At 63.8% G+C, this 16,872-nt stretch carries 17 protein-coding genes; 10 read left to right on the top strand and 7 right to left on the bottom strand.

Features of this window, described 5'->3' with window-relative positions; all coding sequences use genetic code 11:
• Positions 1 to 296: 296 nt before the first annotated feature.
• Complete coding sequence (locus MJ8_RS24995; RefSeq protein ID WP_201411330.1) at positions 297 to 2,345, bottom strand: elongation factor G; 2,049 nt, start codon at positions 2,343 to 2,345, stop codon at positions 297 to 299.
• A gap of 223 nt (positions 2,346 to 2,568) precedes the next feature.
• Complete coding sequence (locus MJ8_RS24990) at positions 2,569 to 4,098, bottom strand: putative bifunctional diguanylate cyclase/phosphodiesterase (protein WP_201411329.1); 1,530 nt, start codon at positions 4,096 to 4,098, stop codon at positions 2,569 to 2,571.
• 307 nt (positions 4,099 to 4,405) lie between these two features.
• Between MJ8_RS24990 and MJ8_RS24985 the strand changes: the two genes are divergently transcribed.
• On the top strand, positions 4,406 to 4,801 hold the full coding sequence (locus MJ8_RS24985; RefSeq protein WP_201411328.1) for a cupin domain-containing protein: 396 nt from the start codon (positions 4,406 to 4,408) through the stop codon (positions 4,799 to 4,801).
• A gap of 59 nt (positions 4,802 to 4,860) precedes the next feature.
• On the opposite strand, the gene MJ8_RS24980 is transcribed toward MJ8_RS24985, so the two are convergent.
• Entirely contained in the window at positions 4,861 to 6,063 is a 1,203-nt protein-coding gene (locus tag MJ8_RS24980; protein ID WP_201411327.1) for a pyridoxal phosphate-dependent aminotransferase, read from the bottom strand.
• Between the two features lie 219 nt (positions 6,064 to 6,282).
• Between MJ8_RS24980 and MJ8_RS24975 the strand changes: the two genes are divergently transcribed.
• From MJ8_RS24975 to MJ8_RS24965, 3 genes are all read left to right on the top strand, one after another.
• Entirely contained in the window at positions 6,283 to 7,179 is an 897-nt protein-coding gene (locus MJ8_RS24975) for an EAL domain-containing protein (protein WP_201411326.1), read from the top strand.
• The gene (locus tag MJ8_RS24970; protein ID WP_201411325.1) at positions 7,176 to 8,036 is read left to right on the top strand and encodes an EAL domain-containing protein; all 861 of its coding nucleotides are present in this window, start codon (positions 7,176 to 7,178) and stop codon (positions 8,034 to 8,036) included. The genes MJ8_RS24975 and MJ8_RS24970 overlap by 4 nt, the downstream gene beginning before the upstream one ends.
• A 118-nt stretch (positions 8,037 to 8,154) precedes the next feature.
• A complete protein-coding gene (locus tag MJ8_RS24965; RefSeq protein WP_201411324.1) occupies positions 8,155 to 8,763 on the top strand; it encodes a glutathione S-transferase family protein in 609 nt (202 codons plus the stop codon).
• A 38-nt stretch (positions 8,764 to 8,801) separates the two neighbouring features.
• On the opposite strand, the gene MJ8_RS24960 is transcribed toward MJ8_RS24965, so the two are convergent.
• The 3 genes from MJ8_RS24960 to MJ8_RS24950 form a co-directional block, all read right to left on the bottom strand.
• The gene (locus MJ8_RS24960) at positions 8,802 to 8,969 is read right to left on the bottom strand and encodes a hypothetical protein (RefSeq protein WP_318528194.1); all 168 of its coding nucleotides are present in this window, start codon (positions 8,967 to 8,969) and stop codon (positions 8,802 to 8,804) included.
• Between the two features lie 83 nt (positions 8,970 to 9,052).
• Positions 9,053 to 9,253 (bottom strand): hypothetical protein, encoded by a 201-nt coding sequence (locus tag MJ8_RS24955; protein WP_201411322.1) that lies wholly within the window; start codon positions 9,251 to 9,253, stop codon positions 9,053 to 9,055.
• A 330-nt stretch (positions 9,254 to 9,583) separates the two neighbouring features.
• Positions 9,584 to 9,796, bottom strand: coding sequence for a cold-shock protein (locus MJ8_RS24950; RefSeq protein WP_112126846.1), 213 nt, complete (start codon positions 9,794 to 9,796; stop codon positions 9,584 to 9,586).
• Positions 9,797 to 10,076: 280 nt separating this feature from the next.
• Here MJ8_RS24950 and MJ8_RS24945 point away from each other — a divergent pair, with 280 nt between their 5' ends.
• Positions 10,077 to 10,406: a hypothetical protein gene (locus MJ8_RS24945; RefSeq protein ID WP_201411321.1), complete on the top strand. Its 330-nt coding sequence runs from the start codon at positions 10,077 to 10,079 to the stop codon at positions 10,404 to 10,406.
• A gap of 27 nt (positions 10,407 to 10,433) precedes the next feature.
• On the opposite strand, the gene MJ8_RS24940 is transcribed toward MJ8_RS24945, so the two are convergent.
• The gene (locus MJ8_RS24940; RefSeq protein WP_140754550.1) at positions 10,434 to 11,003 is read right to left on the bottom strand and encodes a methylated-DNA--[protein]-cysteine S-methyltransferase; all 570 of its coding nucleotides are present in this window, start codon (positions 11,001 to 11,003) and stop codon (positions 10,434 to 10,436) included.
• A gap of 165 nt (positions 11,004 to 11,168) precedes the next feature.
• Between MJ8_RS24940 and MJ8_RS24935 the strand changes: the two genes are divergently transcribed.
• The 5 genes from MJ8_RS24935 to MJ8_RS24915 all read left to right on the top strand — a co-directional run bounded on the left by MJ8_RS24935 (position 11,169) and on the right by MJ8_RS24915 (position 16,367).
• A complete protein-coding gene (locus tag MJ8_RS24935) occupies positions 11,169 to 12,149 on the top strand; it encodes a lytic transglycosylase domain-containing protein (RefSeq protein WP_201411320.1) in 981 nt (326 codons plus the stop codon).
• A 485-nt stretch (positions 12,150 to 12,634) separates the two neighbouring features.
• Positions 12,635 to 13,894 (top strand): ABC transporter substrate-binding protein, encoded by a 1,260-nt coding sequence (locus MJ8_RS24930; protein ID WP_225248039.1) that lies wholly within the window; start codon positions 12,635 to 12,637, stop codon positions 13,892 to 13,894.
• A gap of 65 nt (positions 13,895 to 13,959) precedes the next feature.
• The gene (locus MJ8_RS24925; protein ID WP_201415581.1) at positions 13,960 to 14,832 is read left to right on the top strand and encodes a carbohydrate ABC transporter permease; all 873 of its coding nucleotides are present in this window, start codon (positions 13,960 to 13,962) and stop codon (positions 14,830 to 14,832) included.
• A gap of 7 nt (positions 14,833 to 14,839) precedes the next feature.
• On the top strand, positions 14,840 to 15,658 hold the full coding sequence (locus MJ8_RS24920; RefSeq protein WP_201415580.1) for a carbohydrate ABC transporter permease: 819 nt from the start codon (positions 14,840 to 14,842) through the stop codon (positions 15,656 to 15,658).
• 148 nt (positions 15,659 to 15,806) lie between these two features.
• The gene (locus MJ8_RS24915; RefSeq protein ID WP_201411318.1) at positions 15,807 to 16,367 is read left to right on the top strand and encodes a DUF4142 domain-containing protein; all 561 of its coding nucleotides are present in this window, start codon (positions 15,807 to 15,809) and stop codon (positions 16,365 to 16,367) included.
• Positions 16,368 to 16,872: the final 505 nt, after the last annotated feature.

Below are 16,872 nucleotides of genomic sequence, written 5' to 3'. Positions count from 1 at the left end.
CGTCCGGGCCGGCAAAAACACGACCGAATCCCCCACGTAACAGTGACATGTAACATCGGGTAACATGTCGCAGACGCAGTCTATGGTTTAAGTAGATGATAGGACGCGGTTGGTCGGTTCGGGAGATGGGGGCATCACTCGAAAGACCGGGCTCAGGCAGCTACCGCGTCCGAACCATTTTTTCCGGATGCGGCGGACCAGCCGTTGCCTCCCAGGAAAACGGTCCGCAATAGGAACGGCGTCCGGATCATCCGGACGCCGTTTCCATATCTCCATCCGTCAAAAGGCTAAGCTGTTCACGCGGCCTTGCCGTTGGCGTTCATCGCCTCGTCGGCGAGCCGGCCGGTGAGTTCGGCCATATGGTCGAAAACGGCCTTGTAGCTGGCGACGCCGGCAGTGGCCGAGCGCAGCTCGATGATCAGGTCACCGATCTCGGCCTGCGGCATGGTCGCCTCGACCACGTCCCAGCCCGGCCAGTCCGGCCTTGCGTCATAGCCGAGGATCTGGCCGCGCCGCTGCGGGATCAGCGCGATGATCTTCGAGGTGGCATCCGAGGGCGTGACGATCTCGACCTTCATGATCGGCTCAAGCAGGACTGGCGAACAGGCAGCCATGCCTTCCTTCATCGCCAGCTTTGCCGCCATTTGAAAAGCCATGTCGGAGGAATCGACCGCATGGTAGGAGCCGTCCGACAGGTTGACGGCGACGTCGACGACCGGGAAGCCGAGCGGACCCGTCTTCAGATAGTCGCGGATGCCAGTTTCCACGGACTGGATGTAGGTTTTCGGCACCACGCCGCCGGTGATGGTGTCGGAGAACTGGAAACCGGAGCCGCGCGGCAGCGGCTTGATCTCGATCACCACATCGCCGAACTGGCCGTGGCCGCCGGACTGCTTCTTGTGGCGGCCACGCTGCTGCGTTCCTTTGCGGATGGTCTCCCGGTAAGGCACCGCCGGGGCATGCCCCTCGACCGGAATCTGGTTCTTGCCCTCAAGACGCTCGCGCACCACGCGCAGATGCATTTCGCCGTGGCCCGACAGGACGGTTTCGGCGGAGTCCTGGTTGTGGCGCAGGCTGAGCGATGGATCTTCCTCGGCAAGCCGCTGGATCGCCGCCGACATCTTGACCTCGTCCTTGCGCTCCTTGGGACGAAGCGCGAAGGCAAAGACCGGCTGCGGCGGCTCGAGCGTGACCAATGGCCGGATGCCCCCCTTGGCCGAGCTCAGCGTCTGGCCGGTCTTGACGTTCTCGAGCTTGCCGAGCGCGACCGTGTCGCCGGCCTTGGCCGATGTCAGCTTCGACTGGTCCTTGCCGAGCATCCTGTAAATGCCCGACACCTTCGCCGTGTCGCCGTTGGACAGGAAAAGCTCGGCCGCGTCGGCCAACTGGCCGGACAGCACGCGCGACACCGAAAGCTTGCCGCCATGCGCAGTGTGGATGGTCTTCATCACCTGCACCACCGTCTGGCCGTCCGGCGCGCCAAGGCGCTTCCTCGTCGCCTCGACGTCCGGCGCGTCGTGGCGAATGGCTTTCAACAGGCGCAGCACGCCATTGCCCTTCTCGGCGGTGCCGATCAGCACCGGCGTCACCGCGCCGGCGCGCAGGTCGGCCGACAGATCGTCGAAGATCGCGTCCTTCGGCGGCTCGATCTCCTCCAGCAATTGCTCCATCAGGTGATCGTCGTGGTCGGCGAGCGTCTCCAGCATGGAGAAACGCGCCTCCAGCTCGCGCGCCTTGTCGTCGCCTGGAATTTCGGCCACTTCGCTCTCGGCGTATTCGCGATAGATGTAGGCGCGCTCCAGCGCCAGATCGATCGAGCCGATGACGATGCCGTCCTTGCGCACCGGAATCTGGCGTAAGAGCAGCGGCACCGAACTCGCCGGCTGCAGCATCTTCAGCGTCTCGCGCACGCCCGCGATCGCCTTGTCGACCTTGTTGAGGAACAGGATCCGCGGAATGGCGAGATCGTCGAGCTTGCGCATGATGAGCTGCAACGCCGGGATCTTCTTCTCGTCGGCCTCGGCGACGACGACGGCGAGGTCGCAGGCGGCAAGCACGGGTTCGGCCTCGAAGGCGAATTCGATGGAGCCGGGGCAGTCGACGAAGGTGAGCTGCTCGCCCATGAAATCGGTGGTGGCGAAAGTCGCCTCGACGCTCATGGCGTGGGCGCGGGCTTCAGGCGAATGATCGGAAACGGTGTTGCCCGATGAAACGGGGTTCTGGCGGGGAATGGCGCCCGTGCGGGCGAGAATTGCTTCGAGAAGTGTCGTCTTACCGCTTGCAAAGGGACCGACTATGGCGATGCATTTCGGTCCCGTGCGTCGTCCTCCGGCGCGAGTACCCATGGCTGAACCTCCACTCAGGCGTTTCCCAAGAGAGCGATCAGCAAAAGTGAAAACCGGTTTTGCGTCCGATCGCACCCTGTGCAGAGCGGCGGCCGGCCTGTTCGGCCGTCGCGGGCGGGGTTTTCACCTCTTCCCGAAGCCATCGTCACACGGGTTCGCCGGGAGGGCAAGAAAAATAGGATGTTCGCCGGCTTGGGTCCGGCAGGCTGCCATTTCCTGTTTGTCAGGCCGTGAGGGCGAGCTGGTCGCGGGCGGCGACACACAACGCGCTTGCCTTGTCGCGCGGTGCCGGCTTGCCGAAGAAATAGCCCTGGAAGCGGCTGCAGCCGGCCGTTCGGGCGAGAGCGAATTCCTGCGCGGTCTCGACGCCCTCGGCGACGATGGCGATCTCCTGGATGCGGGCGATCTGGGCAAGCGCGGAAACGAAGATCTGCGCCACCTGATCATGGGCGAGGCTACGGATGTAAGAGCGGTCGATCTTGACGCTGTCGATGGGCAGCGACTTCAGATAATTGAAGCCGCAATGTCCGGTGCCGAAGTCGTCGAGCGCAATGTGGAAGCCTAGGCCGCGCAGCGCCTCCAGGCGCCTCAGCACCTCTGGCGTCGCGGCCGTCGCCACCGTCTCGGTGATCTCGATGATGAATTGCGATGCCGACCGGCCGGTTTCGCGCAGGACCCGGTCGCACATCGTCACGATCTCGTCGCGCTTCAGCTGCTCGCCGGAGACGTTTATCGAGATGCGCCGTTCGGGAAAATGCCCGATATCGGCACAGGCGCGCTTGAAGACCCATTCCCCGATCATGTCGATCAGCGTCGAGCGCTCGGCGATCGGGATGAATTCCGCCGGCGAGATCAAGCCGCGCACGGGGTGGCGCCAGCGGATCAGGCCTTCCAGCGCGTCGACGGAGCCGTCGGGATCGACGATCGGCTGGTAGTGCAGTTCCAACTCGCCGAGATAGATCGCGGCGCGCAGTTCGCGCTCCACCAGCCGGCGATAACGTTTGTCCGACAGCATCTCCTCGTCGAAGACGGTAACGCGACCGCGGCCGCCAGCCTTGCTTTCGTAGAGTGCGAGGTCGGCCAGAAGCATCAATTCGGTTGCATTCGAAGCATGCAGCGGCGCAAGCGCCACGCCGATCGAGATCGACAGCGGAATAATCTTGCCCTCGTGCCTTTTGCCGGCGCGCATGGCATCCAGCAGCCGGCGCGCGTCTCTGTTGATGAGGGCCACGTCGCCATGCGGAACCATGACGCCGAACTCGTCGCCGCCGAGCCGCCCGATGACGCTGTCCTCGAAGATGCGCTGCGCTTCCGCGACCAGATGGGCCAGCGCCAGATCGCCGAACTGGTGTCCGAACGTGTCGTTGAGCTGCTTGAAATGATCGAGGTCGATCAAAAGCAGGCTTGCCTGGCGGCGCTTGCGCAAGCCGCCCAGCCAGTCGCCCAAGGCTTCGATGAAATAGCGCCGGGCCGTGGCGCCGGTCATGGCATCGACCGAGAGGAAGCGGTGCTTCTCGGCTTCGGCGTCCGCCGCCGATTGCAGGCGCTGGACGACGCTCGCGCGCATGTACATCAGCACCAAAAGCGCCATCAAGGTCGATGTCACCGATACCGCGAGCGCGCCAGTGCGGGAGCCATTCTCCGTCAGCGCGAAAGCCGCAAGCCCGGTGGCGGCGATGCTCATCACGAGCAAGGCCTGGATGCCGCGATAGATACGGCCGCTATGATCTTTGATTGTCGCCAAGATGCTCATGTCCGCGCCCCCACAGCACGCGCCATGGCTAGGGCCTCAGCCGTTAAGAAACGCTGAGCGCAGCCGCTGCCTTGGCTGCTTCTTTCGCGGGTGAGTAAGGATCGCGATTTTATGGTTAAAAAGCAACGATTTATGACAGTTCTTAGACATTCTAATGTTGCGGCCGCGCGATGCCTGAGCGTGGAATCGGTGCTGTCGCTCAGCAACCCCCCGAAGCCGGTTGCAATGGCCGCGTTGGGAAGCGACACTAAGGCGCGAGACGCCGCACGCGGCCCCTGTTCAACCAACGCGTTGGAGGATCTGAACGATGAAGATCATTGCATGCGGCAGCGTGCCGACAATCATCGCGCCGGAGACCTATTTCACCGGCCGGGTGCTGCAGACGCCGATCATCGAGAAGGAGGCGCCGGCGCGGCTCAGGGCGACGCTGGTCAGTTTCGAGCCCGGCGCGCGCACTTACTGGCACACCCATCCGCTGGGGCAGACGCTCTATGTCACGGCTGGCGCCGGACTTGCGCAGAGCTGGGGCGAGCCGGTCCAGATCATCAGGGCAGGGGACGTCGTCTCCTTCGCGCCCGGCGAAAAGCACTGGCACGGCGCCGGGGCGAAAACAGCCATGACACACATCGCCATGCAGGAGGCGCTGGACGGCGTCCACGCCGACTGGCTGGAAGAAGTCACGCCCGAGCAATATGGCGGCTGAAGCTGTCCGAAAAAAACCCGGCCGGAGCCGGGTTGTTATGTTGGCGACCTTGCGCCCGGTCAGGTCAGCGACGCGGTGAAGCGCTGGATGCGCGTGCAGGCTTCCTCCAGCAAGGCATCCGACGTGGCGTAGGAGATACGGAAGTTCGGTCCGAGGCCGAAGGCGGAGCCGAACACCACCGCGACGCCTTCGGCTTCCAACAGCTCGGAGCAGAAGGCCTCGTCATTGTCGATCACCTTGCCCGTCTTGGTCTTCTTGCCGATCAGCTCGGCGCAAGACGGATAGACGTAGAAGGCGCCTTCGGGCGAGGGGCAGGTGATGCCGCGCGCCTGGTTGAGCATCGAGACGACGAGATCACGCCTCCCTTGAAAGATCGCCTTGTTCTTGGCGATGAAGTCCTGCGGACCGTTGAGCGCCTCGACGGAGGCCCATTGCGCGATGGTGCAGGCGCCCGAGGTCTGCTGGCCCTGGATCATGTCCATCGCCTTGATCAGCGGCACCGGGCCGGCGGCGTAGCCGATGCGCCAGCCGGTCATGGCATAGGCTTTCGAGACGCCGTTCATGGTCAGCGTGCGCTCATAGAGGTTCGGCTCGACCTCGGCGATGGTCTTGAAGACGAAGTCGCCATAGGTCAGGTGCTCATACATGTCGTCGGTCAGCGTCCAGACATGCGGGTGCTTGAGCAGCACGTCGGCCAGCGCCCGCAGCTCGGCTTCGGTATAGGCGGCGCCCGAGGGGTTGGACGGCGAGTTCATCAACAGCCATTTGGTCTTGGGCGTGATCGCCTTTTCCAGCACTTCCGCCGTCAGCTTGAAGCCGTTGTCGATCGAGGTGTCGGCGAAGACCGACGTGCCGCCGCAGATCGCCACCATTTCGGGATAGCTCACCCAGTAGGGGCGCGGGATGATGACCTCGTCGCCCGGGTTCAGCGTCGCCATGAAGGCGTTGAACAGGATCTGCTTGCCGCCTGTGCCGACGATGGTCTGCTCCGGGCGGTAGTCGAGATTGTTCTCGCGCTTGAATTTCTTCGCGATCGCCTCGCGCAGCGGCACGATGCCGGAGACCGGCGGATATTTGGTCTCGCCGCGGCGGATCGCCTCGATCGCGGCGTTCTTGATGTTGTCGGGCGTATCGAAGTCCGGCTCGCCGGCGCCGAGGCCGATCACGTCACGGCCGGCATTTTTCAGCTCGCGCGCTTTCTGCGTCACCGCGATGGTCGCGGAAGGCTTAACGCGGGAAAGGGCGTCGGCGAGAAAGGCCATGACAAGATGTCTCCTAGGAAAGCGGCCAGAAGCGGCCGCGGCGCCTCTCATGTCGCATCATGGCGCGGAGCGCAAGCATTGTGCGATGAGCCAGAGGTCAAGGAGGCGTGACCAAGGTCAAGCCTGCGCGAGCGGCAACGCTAAATTCATCAACGGCCGGTAAACCCTTGGCTGGCAGGATCGCAGATCGGATCGCGCCTATTCGCGGAGCGGGAAACCTTGTCGCGCAGCATCGGGCTCGCCCACATCATCCGTCATGATGACGGCACCTCTACGGGTGTCTGGGGCATCTATACGCTGCAGAGCGCGTTCCAGCCGATCTTCGCCTTCAAGGAAGGCAAGCTTTCGGTCGCCGCTTTCGAGGGGTTGATCCGGCCGTTCCGCGATGGCGAGCCGCAGTCTCCGGGAACATTCTTCGGCACCTGCCCGGCGGCCGACCGGCTGCATATCGAGGCGCTGACGCGCACGCTGCATCTTCTGAACGCCGGCGCCTGCCTGCCGGAAGAAGCATTCATCTTCGTCAATTTCGACCCGTCGGTCTTCACCGATCGCCACATCGCCGACAAGGCGTTGCGCGACATGCGGCTGGTGCTGCACGAAGCCGGCATCGATCCGCGCCGCATCGTCTGCGAGGTCACGGAGCAGAAATCGGCTTCGCAGGAAACGCTCTACGGTTTCGTGGAGGCGCTGAGGGCCAACGGCTTCCGCATCGCGGTGGACGATTACGGCGCCGATGATTCCGACATCAACCGGATCAAGGAGCTCAAGCCCGACATCGTCAAATTCGATGCGCACTGGATCACCCAGCTGATGGAGTCCGGCGCGGGCTTCGCGTTGCTGACGGCGATGGTGCAAAGCTTCGAGAGCCAGGGCATCCGCACCGTCTTCGAAGGTATCGAGGAAGGCTGGCAGTTGGAGCTTGCCGAGAGATCCGGCGCCTCCATGGTGCAAGGCTACGTGCTGGCCCGGCCGGAACTTGCCCCCACCAGCTTCCGCGTCTTCGGCAAGGTTGCGCGGTCTTCGGCCGACGAAAACAAGGCACAGGTCGCCGCAAGTCCGGCCCCGGCGCCGCGGGCGCGGCCGGCAAGAGTGTTCGGGCGCAAGGTCGCACCATGAGCCAACAACCGGACAGGCGGCGCAACGTCGCCGAGGCGATCTTCGCCGACGAGATCGGCCTTCAGTTCGGCGTCTATGGCGAGTTCCGGCTGTGGAGCGCCTATCAACCGATCTTCACTCCGGAGGGCAAGGCACTCAGGGCGGTTGCCGTCGAGGGGCTGATCGAGCCGCGGCGTGTCGCGGATCCGATAGCCCCGCCAATGTTCTTCGACGGCGTTCCCGCGTCCGACCGGCTGTTTGTCGAAACGATGTGCCGGATGCTGCATCTCGGCAATTATCGCAACATCGGCGTCGAGGGGTTGACGCTGTTCTTCAACTACAATCCGAACGTCAACGACCATCTCGGCAGGGCGCTGGCCGAAATCCGGCTGATGACCAGGCATCTCGGCGATTTCGAGCTGGAGCCCGGCCTGCTGGTCTGCGAGATCACCGAACAGGCGGCCGACGACCGTGTCCTTGCCAGCTTGGTGCGCGAAATGCGGCGCGACGGCATCCGCATCGCCATCGACGATTTCGGCACGGGACATTCGACCGAGGCGCGCATCGACCTGCTTGCGCCCGACGTCGTCAAGATCGACGGCGCCTGGTTCGGCGAGCTCTGCCGCCATGCCGCCGCCGAGCGCTTCTTCCGGCCGCTGGTGGCGATGCTGCACGAGCGAGGCGCCAAGGTGCTGGTCGAGGGCATCGAGAGCGCCCAGCATTTGCGCGTCGCGCTCGAGGGCGGCGTCGACCTTTTGCAAGGCTTCCATCTCGCCCGCCCGGCGCTTGCCGGCACGATCTTCAATGAAGAGCCGCTTTCCATCGACGCCCTGCTCGACGCCGGCGACAAGATCGTGCCTCTGCATCAGCATCGCTGATGCCTGGCCGCTAAAGACGCATCAGCGCTGCTGATGGTTCTCCTCAAAAACAAATCACTGGATGAGGTGCGACCCGCGCGCTAGAGCCTTGCGGCAAGACTCGGAGAGGGCAAGAGGCATGATCCTTTACGACATGGCCGACAGCGGCAATTGCTACAAGCCGCGGCTGTTGATGGCGAAGCTCGGCATTCCCTTCACCCGGGTCGAGGTGAGCTCGCATACCGGCGAGACGCGCAAACCCGACTACGTCGCCAAGAATCCGAACGCGATGGTGCCGATGCTCGAGCTCGACGACGGCAGGCGCATCGCCGAGAGCAACGCCATCCTGCTTTATCTTGCCGAGGGCACGCGCTTCCTGCCGGCCGACAAGTACGAACGCGCGCTGGCTTACCAATGGCTGTTCTTCGAGCAATACAGCCACGAGCCCTACATCGCGGTGCGCAAGGCGCTTTTGACCTTCCCGGACCGGGCGAAGGACGCTACGCCCGAGCGGCTGGCTCTGACCCTGGAGCGCGGCAACAAGGCGTTTGGCGTGATGAACCAGCATTTGCAGCGGAACGAATTCTTCGCCGGCAGCGCCTATAGCGTCGCCGATATCGCTTTGTATGCCTATACGCACACCGCCGGGATGGGCGGCTTCCAGCTCGACGCCTATCCGGCCGTCGCCGCCTGGCTGAAGCGGGTCGAGGCGGACAAGGGCCATGTGCCGATCGAGTGGGTGGGCTAATCTGTTTCTACGCGGCGAGTATTTGGAGGCGCTGTTGGCTATTTGATGAGACGATCGTATTCGGCATGGCTGCCGATCCAGATCCAGTCAAAGCCATCAGCGCTTTCGAGGGCCAAGGCCCGATAATTGTCGTCTATCCTCGCCGACCAAAGCTCTCCCACCTTTTTGAAATGGAGGGACGGATGCCGCGGATTGGCCTTCATCAAGGTGAAGCTCTTATCGGCCGTATGGCGAACGGCCTTTGGCAAAGAATTGTATTTTGTCCAAAAGCTAGCGGTGGCTCTGTGCTTCACAGGTCACGCAGTTTGCCGGCGGCTATTTCGGCGCGTGCTTCTGCAACCAGCTTGTCCAGCCGGCCCGCCTTTGCATCGGCTTCTATCTGCTTATCCCATAAATCAGCCTGCAGCGCCTCGAACCAGGCGGCAAAGGCCTTCAGCTCTTCAGGGCTGAGCTCCGCGACGGATTTTTCGATCTGTTCGAGCTTGGTCATGTGCCGATGCTACCACTATTGGGCTAAAATGGTACTAGCAAAGGGACCATTCAACCCAGACAGCAATTCGCCCAAAATCCAGGCAACAAAAAAGGCGGGCAATGCCCGCCTTCCTATGCCGGTAGCCTGACCGGGAGCGTCTGGTCCGGGCTGGCAGCTATCTGCTGTTCCAGCTTGTCGGATCCTTCCACTCCGGCGCGCTTATCGCGCGACCGTCAGTACATCCGTGACTTGCCGTGCGCCCCGAACCTTCGTCCGGCGCGCGCCTTGCTTACTTCGCATCTCGCGGCGCTTGGCGGTTAAGCCTGGCTGCGAAATGCTCAAGCCAAATCAGGCTGCCTTGCTCAGAGACCCAGCGGCGGACTTGCCGGTGCGGCGGTCCTGCTCGATCTCGAAGTTGATCTTCTGGCCTTCAGCCAGGGTGGTCATGCCAGCGCGCTCAACGGCGGAGATGTGGACGAAAACGTCCGCGCCGCCATTGTCGGGCTGGATGAACCCATAGCCCTTGGTGGCGTTGAACCACTTGACCGTACCAGTTGCCATATAGAATGCCCTTCACATTTGCTTTTGTTTGACCGGACCATTGTCCGGCCGGCGGTATCGAAATTTTGGAGATAGACGTCAGCAAACGCGAAGATCGCGGCCCGATCGATCGGCCAAATTCAATGTTGCGGATATAGGATAGTTTGAGCAAGAAAACAAGACGGGTGCCTGGACAATGCCCGCATGCCGGATCGAGCGGAATGCAGTGGCGCGTGGAAGTTTTGACAGCAGGCCCGCGTTGTGAAGGGATGGAATGCCTGCCTTTCCGAGGAGAGAAGCCATGAGGACCATTCTGCTTGCCGCCTGCTTCCTGCTGCTGGCCGCGGAGGCGCAGGCGGTGTCGCGCTACGATCCGACGCGCATGAGCTGCGACCGGGTGCAGGCGACGATCGCCAGGCAGGGCGCCGTCATCCTGCGCTACCAGTCGACGCGCGTGCCGGGGCTGCCGCTCTACGACCGCTATGTGCGCGACGAGCGTTTCTGCAACGCGGGCGAGGTGAGGGCGCGCGCCTATGTGCCGAGCGCCGACACCCGGTCCTGCATGGTCTATGTCTGCAAGCGACCGGATTTCGATCGGCGCTTCCGCCGCCGGTTCCTGCACAACGACTGACAGGGATTGAAGAGCGGGTAGCGCTTCTCAGAACCCGAACGAGGCTTGCGCGGCGGGCGGCGGGCCGACGCGCACGCCTTCCATCGCGAGCATCTTTTCCTTGGTGGCCGAGCCGCCCGGGGCGGAGAAGCCGCCGATCTTGCCGCCAGCCGCCAGGATGCGGTGGCACGGAATGACCAGCGGCACGGGATTGGCGCCGAGCGCCGCGCCCGTTTCGCGCGGAAGGCCGGCATGGCCGGCGCGCTTGGCCAACTCACCATAGGTGGTGGTCTCGCCGAAGCGGAGCTTGCGCGCTGCGTCATAGATGGCGAGGCGAAAGTCATCGACGCCGTCCAGGTCTACCGGCACCCAGGAGAAGTCGACGTCCTCGCCGGCCGCGTAGGCCTTGATCGAGGCGATCAGCTCGACCACCCATTGCGGCTGGTCCGTCGAGGTCGAAACACCCGCATGACGGAACAGACGGCGCTCGATCGCCTCACGGCTGCGCTCGGGCAGGCAGAGCCGGATCAGGCCCTTCTCGCTCCATGCAATGCCCATGAAGCCGATCACTGTTTCTAACACTGCGTGGCCGGCCGTGATCTCAGATGTGGGTTTCATGGCGTATTCCTTCCGCAAAACGGCGAAAAACGAGTACATATCCAGAACAATATGGCATTTCCGCCCTGTTATCGCCACCCGAAAACCGCCTACCCGCCCCGATTGCCGGGTGTGAATCGCTGGTGTAAGGACTCCTTAACAAACGACAAACCGGACCTGCACGGCTTGCCAGCTAAAATCATATTCACCGCCCTCGGCGTGCTCGTTGCGGCAGCCGGTCTCAGCGGTTGCACCTCGACCTCGCAGATGAAGGCCGCGCCCGCGCTTGCGGAGGCTGCGACGCCTACCGCTGCGGACGATACGCCCACCCTAGCGCTGCCGGAAACAGTGGCCGTGCTGCCGGAGCCGTCTGGCCTCGCGCAGGTGCAGACCGCGGCGCTCGCGGGCGATGCCGTCGCCATGGCGACCACGCCAGGCGCGCCGGCGACGCCTGGCGCGCCTTTGCCTCCTCCGGTTCAGCCCGGCGCGGCGCTGGCTCAGCCCGCGGCCTTTGCCGGAGCGACGCCGATGGCCGGCCAGTTTCCGCCGCCACCGGTGCTGACGGCCGGCGGCTCGCCGACCGGCCCCGGATCCATCAAGCAGGCGGGATCCATCAGCCGAGCGGCGGTTTACACGACCGCAGGCATGGCAATGCCCGTCACGGGCCAGTCGGCGAAAGTAGCGCCGATGCCGGGCGTGCAGCAGGTTGCTTATGTGGCGCCGGACAATCCGGCGCTGCTGGCGGCGCCCCGGCAATCCGAGCAGCACGCCAGCGGCCCGCGCGCCGAGATCGAGCGGCTGATCGAGAAATATTCAGCGATCTACGAAGTGCCGGTCGAGCTGGTGCGCCATGTCGTCAACCGCGAGAGCACCTTCAACCCAAAAGCCTACAATCATGGCCATTGGGGGCTGATGCAGATCAAGCACGCAACTGCGCGCGGCATGGGCTATGACGGGCCGGCGGCCGGCCTGTTCGACGCCGAGACCAATCTCAAATACGCAGTCAAATATCTGCGCGGCGCCTGGCTGGTTTCGGGCGGCAACGCCAAGCGGGCCGACACGCTCTACCAGACCGGCTATTATTACGACGCCAAGCGCAAGGGCCTGCTCGAAGCGACGGGCCTTGGCACCGACCGCAAGCGGCGGCGCCTGCAACCCGACGCCTGAGCGGACGGTCCGCGAACGCCGATCTCAAGATCAATACGGTGAAGAACACCGCGGCCCTCAGGTCCATGAGCGGCCGGCACGATCCCGGTCGACCGAGAAGGCTGACGGGTTCCGGCATTGTGAACAGCTTCACATAGGCTGACGTTAGGTCATGCTAATGCGTCGTCGTGCCGTGCGGCCGATCGGCGGATCGACGCTGGCAAGGCGTCGGAGGCGGCTGTGCCGGCATGCGTCAGCCACTCCCAGGCGGGCTCCGGGGCGGGGGTTTCGGAGCCCGTCCGCTTTCACGTGAGGCCGGAAGGAACGGAACACCGACGCCGTCGAGCCGACGGATTCGGCTCCGCCGACCCGCCGGCCTGACCGCCACCGCAGCACCGACGGAACCGAAAAGCGGCGCTCAGCATTCAACGCGGGGTGGGGCCTTGATGAGTTGACGAATGGGCGGACGTCCGTCTCGCCGGCTCGGAAGCGAGAGCGACCCGCCCGTGAAGTTCTTAGCACCTGCCGTTCTCGCTCTCGTAACGAGCTTGCTGCTGACCCCGGCACGCGCCATCGAACTGTCGATCGTGTCGGGCGACACCGGCAACGGCATCAAGGTGCTGCGCGAGATCCTCGACCGTTACGAGAAGAAGAGCGGCAACAAGGTCGACATCGTCGTCATCCCGCCTTCGACCACCGACCAGTTCGGCCAGTACCGGCTCTGGCTTGCCGCCGGCAGCAGCGACATCGACGTCTACCAGACCGACGTCATCTGGGCGCCGCAGCTGGCGAGCCAACTGGTCGACCTGACGGAGGCGACCAGGGACGTGGTGGGCGCGCATTTCCCATCGATCATAAAGTCGCAGACGGTCAACGGCAGGCTGGTCGCGCTGCCGATCTTCACCGACGCGCCGGCGCTCTATTACCGCAAGGATCTCCTCGACAAATACCACGCTAAGGTGCCGACGACCTGGCAGCAATTGCAAGATACGGCGAAGCTCGTCATGGACAAGGAGCGGGCGGCCGGCAACAAGGACCTCTGGGGCTACGTCTTCCAGGGCAATGCCTATGAGGGGCTGACCTGCAACGCGCTCGAATGGGTGATGTCGAATGGCGGCGGCGGGATCATCGAGCCGGACGGCCGCATCTCCATCGACAATCCAAAGGCGGCGGCGGCGCTCGACAGGGTCAAGGGCTGGATCGGCACGATCGCGCCGCCGGGCGCGCTCGCCTATCAGGAGGAAGAGGCGCGCGGCGTCTGGCAGACCGGCAATGCGGTCTTCATGCGCAACTGGCCCTATGCCTATGCGCTCGGCAACAGCGAGAACTCGCCGATCAAGGGCAAGTTCGACGTGGCGCCGCTGCCGGCCGGCGATGGCGGGCATCCGGTCGCGACGCTGGGCGGCTGGAACCTCGCCGTTTCCAAATATTCTAAGCATCCGGACGAGGCGATCGACCTGGTCAAGTTCATCGCCTCGCCCGAGATGCAGAAATACCGGACGCTGAAGACGTCCAACCTGCCGACCATCGCGGCGCTCTATGACGACCCCGATATCGCCCGGCAGCAGCCGATCGTGCCGCGCTGGAAGCCGATCTTCCTCGACGCGCAGCCGCGTCCCTCGGCGACCGCCAGGATCAAGTACAACGAGGCATCGAGCCAGTTCTGGACCGCCGTGCACAACACGATCTCCGGGAACGGAACCGCCGCCGACAACCTGGCCGAGCTCGAGGCGAGGCTGACCAGGCTGAAAGGCAAGGGCTGGTGAGCGCGGCAAGGCGATCGCCGCTGGCGCGCCGGCGCGTGCGCACGGCATGGCTGTTCCTGGCGCCGATGCTCTTCGTGCTCGCCGTCGTCGCCGGCTGGCCGTTCCTGCGCACGGTCTATTACAGCTTCACCGACGCTTCGCTGGCCGATCTCGACGCGCGGCAATGGGTGGGCTTCGACAACTATCTTTCCGTGCTGCGCCTGCCGAGCGGCCGGGTGCTCTATGACGGGTTGCTGGTCGATCCGGTCTGGTGGCGGGCGGTGTGGAACACGGTGCGCTTCGCCGTTATCTCGGTGGCCTGCGAGACGGCGCTGGGCATGGTCGTCGCCTTGGCGCTCAACGCCGAATTCCCGGGGCGCGGCATCGTGCGGGCGGCGATCCTCATCCCCTGGGCGATCCCGACCATCGTCTCGGCCAAGATGTGGCAATGGATGCTCAACGACCAGTTCGGCATCATCAATGTCGTGCTGCTTGATCTCGGCCTGATCGACGAAAAGATCGCGTGGACGGCCAGCACCGACACGGCGATGGTCGCGGTGCTGATCGTCGATATCTGGAAGTCGACGCCGTTCATGGCGCTGTTGATTCTGGCGGCCCTGCAGATGCTGCCGCGCGAGATCCTGGAGGTGGCGAAGCTCGACGGCGCGAGCCCATGGCAGGTCTTCCGATGGGTGACGCTGCCGCTGATCCGCCCGGCGGTGATGGTGGCGGTGATTTTTCGCGCGCTTGACGCGTTGCGCATCTTCGACCTCATCTATGTGCTGACGCCCAACAACGTCCAGACCAAGTCGATGTCGATCTTCGCGCGCGAGAACCTGTTCGAGTTCGACAAGTTCGCCTATGGCTCGGCCGCCTCGACGCTGCTTTTCCTGATCATCGGCCTGCTCACCATCGCCTATATCCGGATCGGCCGGTTGAGTTTCGAGGGAGGGCGCTGAGGTGAAGATGCTGAAGCGCGCCGCCTTCTATCTGCTCCTTGCGGCGATCGTCTTCGTCGCAGTGTTTCCGTTCTACTATGCCATCGTCACCAGCCTGAAATCCGGGACCGAATTGTTCCAGGCGGGCCTTTGGCCGCGAACGTTCAGCCTCGCCAATTACCGCAACGTGCTGACCGAAGGTCCCTTCCTGCGCAACCTCGCCAACTCGCTCGTCGTCTCCGGCGCCGTGGTGGCGGTCTCGCTGCTCATCGGCATCACCGCGGCCTATGCGCTGGCGCGCATCCGCTTCCGCGGGCGCTCGGCGCTGATGCTCGCCATCCTGTCGGTGTCGATGTTTCCGCAGGTCGCCGCGCTTGCCGGGCTGTTCGAGATTATCCGGGCGCTGCATCTCTACAATTCGCTCTTCGCGCTCATCCTGTCCTACATGATCTTCACGCTGCCGTTCACGGTCTGGGTGCTCACCACTTTCGTGCGCGACCTGCCGGTGGAGATCGAGGAGGCGGCGATCCTCGACGGCGCCGGACCGTGGATCATCGTCACGCTCATCTTCCTGCCGCTGATGTGGCCGGCGCTCGCCACCACCGGGCTGCTCGCCTTCATCAGCGCCTGGAACGAGTTCCTCTTCGCGCTGACCTTCACCTCCACCAACGCGCAGCGCACCGTGCCGGTGGCGATCGCGCTTCTGTCGGGCAACTCGCAATTCGAGATCCCCTGGGGCAACATCATGGCCGCCTCGGTGATCGTCACCGTGCCGCTGGTTGTGCTGGTGCTGGTCTTCCAGCGCCGCATCGTTTCCGGCCTCACGGCCGGCGGGGTGAAGGGGTGATCCGGTGCGGCGTGCCCTCGGACCTCGTGGCGGGCGAAACAGTCGACGGATGGCCGAGGACGGCAGGCCCGGGGCCTCTTTCCACGCAACCCGGGGGCCGGTGCCGCGTTGGGGAAGGCGGAGGGGCTGTTTCGGACCGGAGATCGAGATGAAAACGCTGCTGCCCCTGGTCGCCGTCGCGCTTCTTGCCGGCGCGCCCGCCGCGTTCGCCCAATCGGACGACACCAACACGGACGCCGTGGGACCGATGGTGACCCAGAACAAGGTCGACACCCAGACCTTCGCCACGACCGTGCCGAATGCCAACATGTTCGAGATCGAGTCGAGCAAGCTGGCGCAGGAGAAGTCGGCGTCGGCCGACGTCAAGGCTTTCGCGGCGCAGATGATCAAGGATCACACCAAGGCCGGCGAGGATTTCAAGGCCGCGCTCAGCCAGGGCCAGACCACCGCATCGATCAAGCCCGCCGGCCCAGCGCTGCAGCCCAAGGAGCAGCAGATGCTCGACGAGTTGAAGAGCGCCAGCGGCAAGGATTTCGACGCCAAATACATCAAGATGCAGACCGACGCGCATAAGGATGCTGTCGCGCTGTTTTCCACCTATGCCAATTCCGGCGACGACCCGGCGATGAAGGAATTCGCCAAGAAGACGCTGCCGGTGCTGAAGATGCACGAGAAGCACGTGAAGGACCTGGCGGTGGCGCATCAGTGAGGGATGCCCTTGCCTTCTCCCCTTGTGGGAGAAGGTGGATCGGCGCGCTAGCGCCGAGACGGATGAGGGGTGCTGGAAGGAATGAGACGACGGCCATTGCGCGCCTTTCGGCGTTGATGGGAAGGGTGCGTGTGAACGGACGCCTCGCTCCGCTGGAATCATCCGTCTCGGCGCTGCGCGCATCTACGCCGCAACTCCGGCTTCTACAACGCCATCAACCGAGTCTACGGGAAGTATTTTTGCGAGCAACCCGCCGGCGCTCAATTCCGTGCCGGTGGCGTCATGACCGATGGAGTTTGATATCGAGATCGAGTGTGTGGCGGTGGCGTGGAAGCGTGTTCGAACCGAAGTTGCCGACGATTCGACGGAGCGTTACCAGAACTTGGGTGTTGTTCTAAGGACAAGGCAGGCTGTTAAAAAAAACGGCCGACACCGTGTGTTGAACAACAACATTGTTTGGGTGTGTCTTATGGTAGTCGGCCAGTGTATGCTGTGATTCTGCGAT

Origin of the sequence: Mesorhizobium sp. J8, assembly GCF_016591715.1 — a bacterium.
Classification (GTDB): domain Bacteria; phylum Pseudomonadota; class Alphaproteobacteria; order Rhizobiales; family Rhizobiaceae; genus Mesorhizobium.
Note: the sequence above shows the minus strand (reverse complement) of the source record. Positions and strands in the feature narration are given on the sequence as shown.

Coding starts and splice junctions, on each gene's coding strand:
- MJ8_RS24995 (WP_201411330.1), bottom strand. CDS start 2,345: ATGGGTACTCGCGCCGGAGGACGACGCACGGGACCGAAATGCATCGCC.
- MJ8_RS24990 (WP_201411329.1), bottom strand. CDS start 4,098: ATGAGCATCTTGGCGACAATCAAAGATCATAGCGGCCGTATCTATCGC.
- MJ8_RS24985 (WP_201411328.1), top strand. CDS start 4,406: ATGAAGATCATTGCATGCGGCAGCGTGCCGACAATCATCGCGCCGGAG.
- MJ8_RS24980 (WP_201411327.1), bottom strand. CDS start 6,063: ATGGCCTTTCTCGCCGACGCCCTTTCCCGCGTTAAGCCTTCCGCGACC.
- MJ8_RS24970 (WP_201411325.1), top strand. CDS start 7,176: ATGAGCCAACAACCGGACAGGCGGCGCAACGTCGCCGAGGCGATCTTC.
- MJ8_RS24965 (WP_201411324.1), top strand. CDS start 8,155: ATGATCCTTTACGACATGGCCGACAGCGGCAATTGCTACAAGCCGCGG.
- MJ8_RS24955 (WP_201411322.1), bottom strand. CDS start 9,253: ATGACCAAGCTCGAACAGATCGAAAAATCCGTCGCGGAGCTCAGCCCT.
- MJ8_RS24950 (WP_112126846.1), bottom strand. CDS start 9,796: ATGGCAACTGGTACGGTCAAGTGGTTCAACGCCACCAAGGGCTATGGG.
- MJ8_RS24945 (WP_201411321.1), top strand. CDS start 10,077: ATGAGGACCATTCTGCTTGCCGCCTGCTTCCTGCTGCTGGCCGCGGAG.
- MJ8_RS24940 (WP_140754550.1), bottom strand. CDS start 11,003: ATGAAACCCACATCTGAGATCACGGCCGGCCACGCAGTGTTAGAAACA.
- MJ8_RS24925 (WP_201415581.1), top strand. CDS start 13,960: ATGCTCTTCGTGCTCGCCGTCGTCGCCGGCTGGCCGTTCCTGCGCACG.
- MJ8_RS24920 (WP_201415580.1), top strand. CDS start 14,840: ATGCTGAAGCGCGCCGCCTTCTATCTGCTCCTTGCGGCGATCGTCTTC.
- MJ8_RS24915 (WP_201411318.1), top strand. CDS start 15,807: ATGAAAACGCTGCTGCCCCTGGTCGCCGTCGCGCTTCTTGCCGGCGCG.